Annotated in this window: 13 protein-coding genes and 1 tRNA gene; all 14 read right to left on the bottom strand. The window is 46.3% G+C overall.

Annotated elements, in window-relative coordinates:
- Nucleotides 1-2787, bottom strand: a 2787-nt coding sequence (locus B3M90_RS12820) for a 2-oxoglutarate dehydrogenase E1 component (protein WP_290784356.1), incomplete at its 3' end; no start/stop codon positions are given.
- 311 nt (nucleotides 2788-3098) lie between these two features.
- Nucleotides 3099-3827, bottom strand: coding sequence for an amino acid ABC transporter ATP-binding protein (locus B3M90_RS12815; protein ID WP_290758964.1), 729 nt, complete (start codon nucleotides 3825-3827; stop codon nucleotides 3099-3101).
- Complete coding sequence (locus B3M90_RS12810; protein WP_290758966.1) at nucleotides 3824-4468, bottom strand: amino acid ABC transporter permease; 645 nt, start codon at nucleotides 4466-4468, stop codon at nucleotides 3824-3826. Before B3M90_RS12810 ends, B3M90_RS12815 begins: the two co-directional genes overlap by 4 nt.
- Before the next feature lie 31 nt (nucleotides 4469-4499).
- Nucleotides 4500-5267: a transporter substrate-binding domain-containing protein gene (locus B3M90_RS12805; protein WP_035407400.1), complete on the bottom strand. Its 768-nt coding sequence runs from the start codon at nucleotides 5265-5267 to the stop codon at nucleotides 4500-4502.
- A 202-nt stretch (nucleotides 5268-5469) separates the two neighbouring features.
- Nucleotides 5470-5553: transfer RNA gene (locus tag B3M90_RS12800), tRNA-Leu, on the bottom strand.
- 42 nt (nucleotides 5554-5595) lie between these two features.
- Nucleotides 5596-6528, bottom strand: a complete 933-nt coding sequence (locus B3M90_RS12795) for an alpha/beta hydrolase (RefSeq protein WP_214854268.1) — start codon at nucleotides 6526-6528, stop codon at nucleotides 5596-5598.
- A gap of 21 nt (nucleotides 6529-6549) precedes the next feature.
- Nucleotides 6550-6891 (bottom strand): hypothetical protein, encoded by a 342-nt coding sequence (locus B3M90_RS12790; protein ID WP_214854271.1) that lies wholly within the window; start codon nucleotides 6889-6891, stop codon nucleotides 6550-6552.
- A 15-nt stretch (nucleotides 6892-6906) separates the two neighbouring features.
- Nucleotides 6907-7917 (bottom strand): S66 family peptidase, encoded by a 1011-nt coding sequence (locus tag B3M90_RS12785; RefSeq protein ID WP_214854274.1) that lies wholly within the window; start codon nucleotides 7915-7917, stop codon nucleotides 6907-6909.
- Nucleotides 7918-8104: 187 nt separating this feature from the next.
- Complete coding sequence (locus tag B3M90_RS12780; protein ID WP_214854277.1) at nucleotides 8105-8467, bottom strand: DUF779 domain-containing protein; 363 nt, start codon at nucleotides 8465-8467, stop codon at nucleotides 8105-8107.
- A gap of 22 nt (nucleotides 8468-8489) precedes the next feature.
- Nucleotides 8490-10010, bottom strand: coding sequence for an aldehyde dehydrogenase (gene adh, locus B3M90_RS12775; RefSeq protein WP_290758975.1), 1521 nt, complete (start codon nucleotides 10008-10010; stop codon nucleotides 8490-8492).
- Between the two features lie 194 nt (nucleotides 10011-10204).
- Nucleotides 10205-10729: a TraR/DksA C4-type zinc finger protein gene (locus B3M90_RS12770; RefSeq protein WP_214854282.1), complete on the bottom strand. Its 525-nt coding sequence runs from the start codon at nucleotides 10727-10729 to the stop codon at nucleotides 10205-10207.
- Between the two features lie 68 nt (nucleotides 10730-10797).
- Nucleotides 10798-11595 carry a hypothetical protein gene (locus B3M90_RS12765; RefSeq protein WP_214854284.1) on the bottom strand — a complete coding sequence of 266 codons (798 nt, stop codon included), beginning with the start codon at nucleotides 11593-11595 and terminating at the stop codon, nucleotides 10798-10800.
- Between the two features lie 246 nt (nucleotides 11596-11841).
- Nucleotides 11842-12984: a mannitol-1-phosphate 5-dehydrogenase gene (locus B3M90_RS12760; protein ID WP_290784353.1), complete on the bottom strand. Its 1143-nt coding sequence runs from the start codon at nucleotides 12982-12984 to the stop codon at nucleotides 11842-11844.
- A 2-nt stretch (nucleotides 12985-12986) separates the two neighbouring features.
- The gene (locus B3M90_RS12755) at nucleotides 12987-13424 is read right to left on the bottom strand and encodes a PTS sugar transporter subunit IIA (RefSeq protein WP_200934376.1); all 438 of its coding nucleotides are present in this window, start codon (nucleotides 13422-13424) and stop codon (nucleotides 12987-12989) included.
- Nucleotides 13425-13466 lie beyond the last annotated feature (42 nt).

Genomic DNA, 13466 nt, shown 5'->3' with positions numbered 1-13466 from the left:
TGTGAGTGCATCATTGATGATACGTGCCTGCTCTACTTTATGACCTGACGGGTCACCTTCTGCTGTACTGGAACGACGACGACGACCGATGTAACGGACCGTTTGGATACCATTCGGTGCGACTGTCTCAAGTCGAGGTTCCATGAAGGACCACGCCCCCATGTTTTTCGGTTCTTCTTGCACCCAGACCATTTCTTCGACGGATTCATAGCGCGCGATGACTTCTTTTAAGGCTTTTGCCGGGAATGGATACAACTCCTCGACCCGGACGATTTGTAGCCAATCGAGATTCTCATCTGATTTCGAGACCGCTTCCGCTAGATCAATTGCCATCTTACCAGAACAGAACACAAGACGTTTGACACGATCTGGTGCTTCTCCGAGCCCTGATTGTTCGATGACACGACGGAAACTACCCTCCGTCAATTCAGAGACGTCAGATGTCGCAAGCGGATGACGCAAGAGACTCTTCGGCGTCATGACGACGAGCGGTCGGACTTCCTCTTTTCCGAGAATCGCTGCTTGTCGGCGCAATAAGTGGAAGTACTGGGCAGCACTCGATACGTTCGCGACTGTCCAGTTTTTCTCACCGGATAACGTCAAGAAGCGCTCTAAACGACCACTCGAGTGTTCTGGTCCTTGCCCTTCATAACCATGCGGAAGCAACATGACGAGACCTGATGTTTGTCCCCATTTCGCTCGGCTAGCTGAGATGAACTGGTCGAAGATGACTTGACCTGAGTTCGCAAAGTCCCCGTATTGCGCTTCCCATAATACGAGCGTTTCCGGAGCGAAGACGTTATAACCGTATTCAAAACCAAGTACACCTGCTTCAGACAACGGACTGTTGTAGACCGAGAATGATGCAGTTGCCGTTGATAAGGCATGGAGTGGCGAGAAGCCTTCTCCTGTTTTCACATCATGAAGATTAATGTTCCGTTGTGCGAACGTTCCTCGTTCAGAATCTTGACCGCTCAAGCGGATTGGTGTTCCATCTGAGAGAATCGAAGCAAACGCCAATGTTTCGGCATGTCCCCAGTCAATACCGTTCTTTGTCGAGAACGCATCCGTCCGGCGCTTCAGGACCTTCTCAAGTTTATGGAACACTTGGAAGCCATCCGGCCACTGTAACAATTCTTCGTTGTACGCCGTCAATGTTTCAATCGAGACCCCTGTCTCAATCGTCGGAACGCCTTTAAAGACGACGTCCGGCATGACCCCACCATACTCTTTCTCCGCGTTCGGTACTTTTTCACGAGCCGCCTTCATGTGATCATTGATCGACGTTTCAATCGATTGAATTTCGTCAGCTGTCGCATCCCCGTTCGCGACAAGCGTTTTCCCGTACAAGACACGAATTGGATCATGTTTATGAATCAAATCGTATAAGACCGGGTTCGTATTCATCGGTTCATCCATTTCGTTATGACCAAAACGACGATATCCGATTAAATCAATCATGACATCCTTCTTAAACGTTGCCCGGTACTCGCTCGCGAGCAAAGCGACTGCGAGACAGCTTTCCGGCTCATCCGCGTTGACGTGGAAGACTGGGATCTCGTATCCTTTGGCAAGATCACTCGAGTAACGCGTCGAACGGGAGTCCGTCGGCTCCGTCGTGAAGCCGATCGTGTTGTTCGCGATGATATGAATCGTTCCGCCGGTGTTATATCCTTTGAGATTCGCTAAATTCAAAGTTTCAGCCACAATTCCTTGACCTGGGAACGCTGCATCCCCATGAATGAGGATCGCAGCTGCTGCTGCTTGCTCTTGACGTGGTGCCCCTTTTTGTGAGCGATCATCTTGTGCCGCACGTGTGAAGCCTTCGACGACTGGGTCGACGAACTCAAGGTGCGACGGATTGTTCGCAAGCGTCATCCGCACGTTACGTGTCTCTTGCTCGAGTTTTCGGTTTAAACCGAGGTGATACTTCACGTCGCCCGTCCAACCGTACGTGATCCCGATCGATCCTTCAGATGGTACGAGGTCGTGGTTCGGAGCATGCTGGAACTCAGCAAAGATCATTTCATATGGCTTCCCAAGTACGTGCGCCAAAACGTTCAACCGTCCACGGTGTGCCATTCCGATATTGATCGTCTCCGACCCATTCGAGATGAGGTGTCCGACGATCGTGTCGAGCAATGGCACCATCGCGTCAAGTCCTTCAATCGAGAAGCGTTTTTGACCGACATATGTTTTGTGCAAGTATTTTTCGAAAAGGTCCGTTTCAGCTAAGCGTTTGAACAATTGTTTCTTTTGTTCAGCGTCTAGCGTCGCCGTCAAAGCACCTTGCTCGATTTTCTGTCGGAGCCATTTCTTTTCATCGAGATCGTCGACATGCTGGAACTCAACTGCGGCTGCTCCCGTGTACTGCGCTTTTAAATGTTCGATGCCTTCAAACGCGTCCTGTACACCAGTTGGTGGTTCAGGACAGACGAGTGAGACTGGCATTTTTCGAAGATCTGCCTCTGTCAATCCGTACTGACTCAATTCGAATAATCCTGTTTCTCGCGGATGGTCCTTCAGCGGATAGATATCCGCCGCAAGATGTCCTTTTGCACGAATTTGTTCCGCTAAACGATTCGCCGCAAGATATTTTTCGAAATCTCCTGTCTCGACTTGCATCGGTACGACTGCTTCCGTCACGGGTGCACCATGCTCTTCGAAATAAGCACGTGTCTCCTCATCAACGGATGTCTTGTCTTCTAAAAAACGCTCGTACAATTCAATGATGTAGCCAAGGTTTGGTCCATAGAATGCTTGTTGATCTTGCTCGTGGCCTGCCATGTACGGTTCCCCCCGTTTCTATATTTCTCCCCACACATCTAGTGGATACTCGATGTGTTTCCAGCCCCCTACCTGTTAGCGCTTTCAAAAGGAATTGCATGAATAAAACGCTGAACGTCATGAGAAGGAATGATCGTGTCATTCTTCCATGAAAGTGCCTTCGTTACTATATTACTACTCTTTTCCTATGTGTGCATTTCGAATTCCCAAATTCTCACGCTTAAATGTATAAGTTTTTCTTATGAGCGCTTAGACAGTTATTTATGATTCGTCAAAAACCGGCGTATCCGCATTTAGATACGCCGGTTCCATCATAAGACCTTACTAAGGAACGATTGCGTCCGTTCGTGTTGTGGAGAATCAAACAATACTTGTGGCACGTTCTCTTCGACGATATAGCCACCATCCATGAATAAGACGCGATCTCCGACCTCTCGAGCGAATCCCATCTCATGGGTCACGACGACCATCGTCATCCCTTCAAGGGCAAGTTGTTTCATGACGGCAAGCACGTCACCGACCATTTCCGGGTCAAGCGCTGACGTTGGCTCGTCAAACAACATGATTTTCGGATTCATCGCGAGCGCGCGGGCAATCGCGACCCGCTGTTTTTGCCCCCCAGATAATTCACCTGGATAATTATCCGCTTTTTCCCGTAATCCGACTTTATCGAGTAGTTCAAGTGCCCGCTGTTTCGCCTGTTCTTTATCCGATTTACGCACTTTGATCGGTGCAAGCGTGACGTTTTCTAGCACGGTCTTATGCGGGAAGAGATTAAAATGTTGAAAGACCATCCCGACTTCTTCCCGGACCTTGTTGATATCGACCTTTGGACTCGTAATATCGAAATCATCGACGATGACCGTGCCACCTGTAATCTCTTCCAATCGATTCAAACAGCGTAAAAACGTACTTTTCCCAGATCCCGACGGACCGATGACACAAACGACTTCTTTTTCGGCAATCGAGACGTTGATGTCTTTTAAGACTTCATTCGAACCGAATGATTTCTTTAGATTCTTCACTTCAATGATACTCATCGTAATGTAAACCTCCGTTCCAAGAACTTCGCCACGAATGACAAGAGATAAATGATGACGAAGTACATCAATCCGACGACAGACCAAACGATGAATGGCTCAAACGTCGTCGATTGCTGAACTTGACCTTGTTGCGTCAAATCAGCGATGCCGATGATCGATAACAACGATGTATCTTTTAAGCTGATGATTGATTGATTCGTAATCGTTGGTAACATCCGTCGGAATGCTTGCGGTAAAATGATTTGAACCATCGTTTGACGTCCTGTCATCCCGAGTGAACGTGCGGCTTCTGTTTGTCCCTTATCAATCGACTGGATACCTGCTCGAATAATTTCCGCGAAATAAGCACCAGCATTGATCGCGACCGTCAGTATCCCTGCATACATCCGGTCCATCGATAACCACTCAAGCGAGTTGAGTCCAAAGTAGATGAAGAAAAGCTGAACGATGAACGGTGTACCACGAATGACATCGATATAGATGATCGCGATCGCGTTCAAAATCTTTAACGGTGACAACCGCATCAATGCGACGACTAAGCCAATCAGAAAGCCGACGATGACCGCAATGATGAAAATATACAATGTGACTTGAAGCCCTTCCAAGAAAAATGGAAATGCGGTTTTGACCACTTCCATTGGCTATCCCACTCCCTTATCGCCTTGCGACTTATTTCAGATACGTGTCAACGATTTTATCGTATTCACCGTTTTCTTTCAGATTCGCAAGTCCTTTGTTGATTTTCTTTAGCAGATCCTTATTCTCACCTTTTAAGACAGCGATCCCGTAGTTATCACCGTTGAGACGATCACCGACAAGTTTCAATCCAAGGTTTTGTTGTTTGTTTGCATATGAGATGACCGGATAATCTTCAATCAAGGCAGCTGCGTTACCGTTCTTTACTTCTTGGAACATCGCTGGACTGTCATTGAATTGTGTAACAGTGAAGCCAAGTTTATCCGCGTTATCCGTTGCATATTTTGCACCCGTCGTTCCCTTTTTGACGGCTACTTTTTTCCCTTTAAGATCGTTAACGGATTTAATACCATTCTCATCTTTTTTGACGACTAAAATAAGACCAGCTTTGAAATATGGGTCTGAGAATGTAACGACTTTTTTCCGTTCTGGTGTAATACTCATACCGGCAATGGCAACGTCCAATTGATTTGCTTGAAGTGCTGGAATGATACCGCTGAAATCCATTGCTTCAAATTTAATCTTGAAGTTTTGATCCTTAGCGATTGCTTTCATAAGATCAATGTCGATTCCTTTGTACGTGTCCCCGTCTTTGTACTCAAATGGTGGATACGTGACGTCGATACCAACTTTATACGTCTTTCCTTCTGAAGACCCTTCATCCTTCGAACCGATACTACATGCACCAAGTACGAGAATACAGCTCATCAAGAGCGCTAGCAAAATACTTCCTTTTTTCATGTTTGTTTCCCCTCTCCTATGTGTTAAAGATTGTCGACTCCACTTAGTACTTTCCCTGAAGAGTACCCTCTTTAAAACGTATTTTACCAGAAAAGTTCTAAAAAGATAAACATTTCTGAATTTTTATTCGATGCAATCGTTTTCTATTCATTATCAAAAAAGGAGGCAACCCCTTGATGGGATTGCCTCCTTCAATCATTTATGCCGCCGAGAGGACTTGAACCTCCACGGTGTTGCCACCACTAGATTCTGAGTCTAGCGCGTCTACCAGTTCCGCCACGACGACGTTGATTTATGATATTAATATAGCGGGTAACGAACTGAGTTGTCAATCATTTCGCAAGATGTTCCGGACGAACTTCTCAACGACGTCATCATACAAAGCCGGATCCTCGAAATATGCCATCGCGTGTGCGGCATTCGGAATAACGACCAGTTCCTTTTCCGTTGGACAGGCTTCGTACAGCTCATACACCATATCTGTCGGTACGAACGTATCCGCACCACCATGAATGAAGAGAATCGGAACCTGTGACTTTTTGACCTGTTTCAGCGCTGATGCTTCACGGAACGTATAACCTGCCTTTAGCTTCGTTAATACGCTCGTCATCCCTAAAAACGGGAAGTGTGGTAGTCGATACATCCGCTTCATCTGATACGCAAGAACAGCATTGACGGACGTATAGGCACAATCAGAAATGATTCCTTTGATTTGTGGTGGAAGTTGTTCGCCACTCGTCATCAATACGGTCGCCCCTCCCATCGACACACCATGTAAGAACAGTTTCGCATCCTGTCCAATCCGTTCAATCAGATAGTTCGACCAACTGAGACAATCTTCCCGATCATGCCATCCGAATCCGATATAATGACCGTCACTCATTCCGTGTCCTCGATTATCGGGCATCATGACATGGAAACCGGCCTGATGGTACAGATAGGCGAATCCGGCTAAATCCGTTCCGACGCCTCCGTATCCATGCACGAGAATGACAATCCGATCTGACGGAACAGGAGACGGGAGGAAATGTCCGCGCAACGTTAAGCCGTCTTTCGCTTCAATCTCGATCCGCTCGAGCGGCTGCTCCTTGATCCATGTTTGTCCAGGTTGCATCAACCGGACCATCTCATCACTCAAATCCCGATTATTCGATAAGAACGGCTTCGGATTCGTGGCGATTGCCATCTCATAAAAATAATAACTCGCTGCTACTAATCCGGATCCGATGACTCCGATTCCAATTTTTGTTCTGCGACGCATCTGCCCCACTCCTTCTTTCCGTTATAGCTCGATCTTCAGTTGAGCAGCATGGTCATCCTCTTCATCCTGCAAGACTTGTTGACGTAATCGTTGTTCCTGTTGCTGACGCCGGTAGGCAAACTCTTGGACAAGCTCTGTACCCGTGAATCCATCTTCTACGAGTTCGCTCAATAAATCCGTTTCTATCTCGACGACTTCCCCCGGACGACGCATGACGAGAACATCTCCGACTTGTGCAATCAGCAATTCATCTTCTAGACGAAGTGCATCGTAAAACGGTTCCGGTAACGTCATTCGACGTGTCTCCGGGTTAATATGGACGCGTTTATAAACGCCTAATGCTTGAAACTTACGACGTGCCATTGCGTGCTCTCCTTTTTAGTTGAACGTAATATCGATTCGTGAATCTTTTCCTTGAATACGAACCACACCTGTCGCTCCATTGATTAACGTCAACTGCGGTGGCTGATGACCGATGTCAAGATCATATAAGACTGGTAAGCCTGTTTCATCCGCTAGATAGTGATACACGTCTAGCCATGTCAGATCTTCAGTAATCCTTGCAGATGTACGCCCGAATAAAAAGCCAGCCGCATGGTCGAACCATCTAGCATACGCCATTTGTCGAAGCGTCCGATGCACCTCTGCAGAACTCGCTTCAGATACCTCAAAGTACCAGAGAATCGGTTCTCCGTTGATCTCTTCACGCTGAAAACGACGCACATCTCCGTACGGTGTCCCTATCAGATGGCGAATCGTCTCCAGACAGCCACCAAGTAACCGTCCGGTCACTTCTGTTCGCTCATCAAGTGCTTTCCATTCCGTCGCTTCCGTTAACTGAAATAATGAACCTGCTGGACGTTCTTCATCAGTCCACTCGGATTGATAACGATCGGAAGCCCACTGTGTGACGGTTCCTCCAGTTGGCGTCGCGAGCACCCGTCGCCAGGCACTTGTCGTCTCATCCCACTCTTCACTTCGAAGCTCAACGAAATTCGGACCATGCGCTGTCGCAATTCCTGTCTGAAGCGTCAGACTGAGCAATAACGTACTGATATCGGAATAGCCAAGCAACCATTTTGTTTGGTAAGTAGCTGGCGTCAACTCGGGTAAAAGATCAATGGCGCGTTCCCCACCAAATGGCGGGATGACGGCATCAATCGTCTCATCCGTCATCATGTGATTCAATTCCTCAGCCCGTTGTTTGACCGGTGCACTTTCAGCAAGTTGATGCGACCAAATCGTTTCGCCCAAACGGACGTTTATTTGCCGTGCTTGTACCTGTTCAACTGCTCGTTCGACCCATTCCTGTTGCTGTTCACGTAATCCGGAGGAGGGCGCCGTCACTCCGATCGTTTGACCTGTCCAACCTAAAAATGGATATTTCATGGTGACCCCCTATAATGTCTTAGTGTGAAAAAATCTTCTCGTCAAAATATGAGTTCATTATACCGTTCTTATGCCGCATTACCAACTTTTATCCTGTTAGAACGCTGTAATACGAACAAAAACACGATTCTGTACAAGCGACCTGAATGAACAAGTCGCCTAGACAAAATCGCGTTTGTATCCTTCATTAACTTGATGCTGATAGTTCAGCGTTTTCCTCTTGCGTGAACGCACGGGAGCGTGTCAAAAAACGTTTCCCTTCGACACCCTCAAGAGAGAACATTCCGCCTCGACCATCCACGACATCAATGATGAGTTGGGTATGTTTCCAGTACTCATATTGATCTTCATGAATATAAAACGGACAACCACCGATCTCTCCTAGTTTTTTATCCTGATCTCCCAGGAATAAATCGCCTTGCGCAAAACACATCGGGGAACTGCCATCGCAACAACCACCAGATTGATGAAACATCAACGGACCGTGTTTTTCTCTCAACTGGTCGATCAACTCAAGACAAGCTGCTGTCGCCTGAACACGTTCCACCATTTGCATCCACGTCCTTTCCGACTTAGAAGAAACCGAGTTTATTCGGGTTGTAGCTAACGAGTAGGTTTTTCGTTCGTTGGTAATGGTTGAGCATCATCTTATGGTTCTCGCGTCCGATACCTGACATTTTGTAACCACCAAACGCCGCGTGAGCTGGATATTGGTGATAACAGTTCGTCCAGACGCGCCCTGCTTCGATCGCACGACCAAACCGATAAGCACGGTTCATGTCACGTGTCCAGACGCCGGCACCAAGACCATATAACGTATCATTCGCAATTTCGAGTGCTTCTTCTTCCGTCTTGAATGTCGTGACCGATAGAACCGGTCCGAAAATTTCTTCTTGGAAGATGCGCATCTTATTGTGACCTTTGAAGATCGTTGGTTGGATGTAATATCCTTCTGCGAGATCTCCTTCGAGCATGTTGCGCTCTCCACCGATTAGACACTCTGCGCCTTCCGACTTACCGATTTCAAGATACGAAAGAATTTTCTCCATCTGTTCGTTCGAAGCTTGAGCACCCATCATGACGTCGACATCAAGAGGATTTCCGATTTTGATGGCTTTGACGCGCTCTAGAACACGTTCCATGAACGGTTCGTAAATCGATTCTTGAATCAAGGCACGCGACGGACACGTACAGACTTCCCCTTGGTTCAACGCGAACATCAATAATCCTTCGATTGCTTTATCGAAGAATGCATCGTCTGCCTGCATGATATCTTCAAAGAAGATGTTCGGTGATTTCCCACCGAGTTCGAGTGTGACCGGAATCAAGTTCTGCGAAGCGTACTGCATGATCAAACGTCCTGTCGTCGTCTCACCCGTAAAGGCGATTTTGGCGATTCGTTTGCTTGAAGCGAGCGGTTTCCCTGCCTCAAGACCAAATCCATTGACGATGTTGAGCACACCTGGTGGAAGTAAATCTTCGATGATCTCAACGAGTACCATGATGCTCGCTGGTGTTTGTTCTGCTGGTTTTAAGACAACACAGTTTCCTGCTGCGAGAGCTGGTGCTAATTTCCAGACAGCCATCAGGAGCGGGAAGTTCCACGGAATGATTTGACCGACGACGCCAAGTGGCTCATGGAAGTGATACGCAACCGTATCTTGATCGAGTTCGCCAACCGAACCTTCTTGGGCACGAATGACCCCAGCGAAATAACGGAAGTGGTCGATCGCGAGCGGTAAATCGGCGTTAAGTGTCTCACGAACGGCTTTTCCGTTCTCAAGTGTTTCCGCATAAGCGAGCATCTCGAGATTTTCTTCCATTCGATTGGCGATCTTATTTAAAATATTCGAACGTTCGGTTACAGATGTTTTTCCCCATGCTTCTTTTGCCGCATGTGCTGCGTCAAGAGCGAGTTCGATATCTTCCTTTGTAGAACGAGCGACTTGGCACAATACCTTACCAGTAACAGGTGTCACATTATCAAAATATTCTCCCCCGACAGGTGCCGTCCACTTTCCATTGATGTAATTTTCATACCGTTCCTTGTACTGTACTTTTGACCCTTGCTTGTTCGGAATGTCATAAATCATGCGTTATTTCCTCCCTCAACTAAAATGGTCAAGCAGTGAGACGGATGATTGTATGCGCTTACATTTTAATATAGGCTAAAACAGTCCTCTCGATACCATCGTATCAAAATTATATGAAAAGTCAAAAAATTCAGGTAACTATTTATGATTTTTTTCGAAAAAAACATCTCCATTTTCGGGAGATGTTTTGTCGGTCAAGACCGTGTCGGATCGATTCCATCTTCTTGATCAGACGGTGTATCGGAACTACCAAAGTCACTTACTTTCGAGAATCCGTCCGTATCACCGTCGATGTCTTTCCCGCGAGCTGTGACAGATGGATCTAGTACATCTTCTTCGCTTGGTCGCGAATTCGGATCGTTCTCGTTTTGTTCTGCTTCTTCTTTTGCATGCTCAATGCATAATCGGGTTTCTGGAATGATATCAAGACGTTCGAATTCAATCTCTTTTCCACAGACTTCGCAAATGCCATACGTTCCGTCCTCGATTGCTTTTAAGGCGCGATCCACATCCGATAGCATATCCTCTTGCATATCCGTGATTGCTTGATCACGTTCCCGCAAGAACAATTCATCGCCGGAATCGGCAGGATGATTATCGTAACTCGACAGTTCACCTTCATCGTAATCGGTATCGCGTTGTTCGATGTTTGATGTTGTCTTTTCTTTTTCCTTCAATAACCGTTGCTTGAATTCTTCCGTCTGTTGTTTAGATAACATGATTGTTCGACTCCCCTTCGTTAGAACCTCTGTTAAGAATGTAGCCTATTCGAAGAAGAATTAAACCATCACGAACATTTATAAGACCGAATTGATCCATGAAGATCACAGATAACCGTCATGCATTCATTCCCATCGTTAAAACAAATCTGATGTGATCGTCCGTTCTTGGATGTCGTGATGTCATCAATCCACAGTTGCGAAGCATCTGCTGAAGACAGCATCGCGATTTTGTCGCGAATCATGAATAAATCAAACGGTAACAGATTCAAGGATTGAATCGTCAAACCATGTTTACGGAAGAGTGGATCAAGCTGATATTGCGAGAGACTGTACAAACACTTCTCGGCCCCACCAATCAACAACTGAATCGAATGGGAGGGTTCATGACTATCGATTCGCTCCTTGTGCAGGATAATTCGTCCTCGAACACCAGATTCATTGAAAATTCGTTGCGTATCCTCTTGTGAAAGGCGTGGTCCACCTTCCTTCACCTTTAAGACGATGTGAGCGAATTCTGCGAAATCCGGTTTTCCGATTTCAAGCGCTGGGATATGACGAACTTCTTCACGTTCAATGATTTCAATCAAGTCACGCTCGACTTGGATGCTGACCGTATCTGTTGAAAAGACACGGACGTCGATCACGAATTGATCAAGTACCGCATTTACTTCGATCGTATACGTTAAATCTAGGTTTTTTTCTTGCTCAACCAACAATCGATTCAAGATGAGTTGATGCAATAAATGGACTGGTGTACGTGAAGAAAACTGACTCGAATAAATCAAATGTTTTGGTCCGGTTCCTTTTGTAGTTTTTGGTCGTGCTCCGTTTAATCTATATACGTTCACTTTATAATTCAACATATGATCACCTTCTCTTACCTGAAAAATCGGAATAGAGATGTTCCGTTCATATAGCGTACAATGTATTTTTATCGCTAAATATTCGTTTTCGAATATTCCAAATTTAATATACAAATTGTAATCAAATTGTGATAGCAAGATTTTTAGAAACTGCTTATTTTGTCGATACCATGACATATTTAAATCGCAAACTAAGAACACCCTTCACAGATGTGAAAGGTGTTCGGCTTACAGAGTTATTCATTCTTAAGCAATCGAGTTGAGTTGTTGTTGCATCGCTTCATAATGTTCAACGATCCGAGATCCAAGTGGATCCGTTGCTGACAGTTGTAGATATGCGTTCAGCGCATCTTCGATTCCATGTTTCGTAATATACGCATTTAATTCTGAAGATTCTGAATCATTTGGATCGAAATAGGTCAGGGCTGCTGCGATCCCACGTGCTAATCCATCTGCTTCAATCCCACGCTCCATCAATTCCTTTGCTGGTTTGACAAGTCGGTCACTTGGACTCAATTTACGAATCGGTGAACGGGCGACACGAATGATTTCATCATGAATTCGCGGGTTTTCAAAGCGTTTCATATTCTTTTGGATGTACGCACTATGATCGACCGGATTAAAGCCGTACTTTTCAAGTAACAACCACCCTGTTTCGTAAAGTGCCGTCTGGACACCCCGACGGATGCGTGGATCTGTTAGACTTTCAGCGATCGTCTCTTTATGAAATAGTGCTCCGAGGTATGAAGCAATTGCATGTCCCGTGTTGACAGTGAACAGCTTCCGCTCGATGAACGGTTCGATATCCTCGACATAGGTGACGCCTTCGATCCGTGGATAGGCTTCCGGTAGTCCAGTCGTTTCGAACACCCATTCGAAGAATTCTTCCACTTCGACGTACAACGGATCTTCGTGATGCTGAAGTGGCACGATCCGATCAACTGCTGCATTCGGGAAATACCAATTCTCCGCTACCGGTTGATGTTTCGCCACCTCTGTTTGTAAGTGTTTTGACCCCCCAATCATGTTTTCACAGGCAATGACGTAGACAGGTGACTGTTGATCCCGTTGACGTAACCCTTCCGCGATCAAAGGAGCTACTTTCGACAACAAACTCGGTCCGACAGCTGTCGTGATTACATCTGCTTCACGAATCGCTGCAACGACCTGATCTGGTTCAGATAAACTGTTAAGTGCCGTCACGCCGTCGACCCGTTCACGCCCTCCTCTTTCAGAGGCATAACCCACCTCATAGGTATGTCGTGTTTTTAATGCATCGACGACTGTCGTATTGACATCTACGAAGCATACTTCGTAACCCGTCTTGACGAGTTGTAAGCCAATGAATCCTCGTCCGATATTACCGGCACCAAAATGGATGGCTTTCATCATTACACCTCCGCTGTCAATAACGCGATGATTTCTTCTTTTGATGTCGCTGCTACGATGCGCTCTACGTTCTCCTCATCGGAGCAAATGACTGCGATATTCGATAACAACTCGAGGTGTTCATCACCGACGCCAGCAATGCCGATAACGAGTCGTGCTTGTTCCGTTCCGAACGCTACGCCTTGCGGTACTTGTAGAATCGATAGCCCCGTTTTCTTGACCTGTGATTTAGCCGACTCTGTTCCGTGTGGAATCGCAACATGGTTGCCAATGTAGACCGTTGATAAGGCATGACGTTCCTGCATTGAATCGATATACCCCGCTTCGACATATCCGTGATCGACGAGGAGTTGACCGGCAGCCGTGATGGCTGCCGTCTCGTCTGCGAATTGTTGATCAAGTAATACAAGTTCCGGTGAAAGGTTCATTGTCGTTGTCATGTTTATTCCTCCTTGAATGTCTTTATCTTTATCTTTATCTTT

It is taken from the genome of Exiguobacterium sp. UBA6309 (assembly GCF_002439205.1).
Taxonomy (GTDB): domain Bacteria; phylum Bacillota; class Bacilli; order Exiguobacteriales; family Exiguobacteriaceae; genus Exiguobacterium_A.
Note: the sequence above shows the minus strand (reverse complement) of the source record. Positions and strands in the feature narration are given on the sequence as shown.

What these genes read in the sequence shown, in the direction of transcription:
- B3M90_RS12815 (WP_290758964.1), bottom strand. Translation starts at nt 3,827, where the DNA reads ATGAGTATCATTGAAGTGAAGAATCTAAAGAAATCATTCGGTTCGAAT.
- B3M90_RS12810 (WP_290758966.1), bottom strand. Translation starts at nt 4,468, where the DNA reads ATGGAAGTGGTCAAAACCGCATTTCCATTTTTCTTGGAAGGGCTTCAA.
- B3M90_RS12805 (WP_035407400.1), bottom strand. Translation starts at nt 5,267, where the DNA reads ATGAAAAAAGGAAGTATTTTGCTAGCGCTCTTGATGAGCTGTATTCTC.
- B3M90_RS12795 (WP_214854268.1), bottom strand. Translation starts at nt 6,528, where the DNA reads ATGCGTCGCAGAACAAAAATTGGAATCGGAGTCATCGGATCCGGATTA.
- B3M90_RS12790 (WP_214854271.1), bottom strand. Translation starts at nt 6,891, where the DNA reads ATGGCACGTCGTAAGTTTCAAGCATTAGGCGTTTATAAACGCGTCCAT.
- B3M90_RS12785 (WP_214854274.1), bottom strand. Translation starts at nt 7,917, where the DNA reads ATGAAATATCCATTTTTAGGTTGGACAGGTCAAACGATCGGAGTGACG.
- B3M90_RS12780 (WP_214854277.1), bottom strand. Translation starts at nt 8,467, where the DNA reads ATGGTGGAACGTGTTCAGGCGACAGCAGCTTGTCTTGAGTTGATCGAC.
- adh (WP_290758975.1), bottom strand. Translation starts at nt 10,010, where the DNA reads ATGATTTATGACATTCCGAACAAGCAAGGGTCAAAAGTACAGTACAAG.
- B3M90_RS12770 (WP_214854282.1), bottom strand. Translation starts at nt 10,729, where the DNA reads ATGTTATCTAAACAACAGACGGAAGAATTCAAGCAACGGTTATTGAAG.
- B3M90_RS12765 (WP_214854284.1), bottom strand. Translation starts at nt 11,595, where the DNA reads ATGTTGAATTATAAAGTGAACGTATATAGATTAAACGGAGCACGACCA.
- B3M90_RS12760 (WP_290784353.1), bottom strand. Translation starts at nt 12,984, where the DNA reads ATGAAAGCCATCCATTTTGGTGCCGGTAATATCGGACGAGGATTCATT.
- B3M90_RS12755 (WP_200934376.1), bottom strand. Translation starts at nt 13,424, where the DNA reads ATGACAACGACAATGAACCTTTCACCGGAACTTGTATTACTTGATCAA.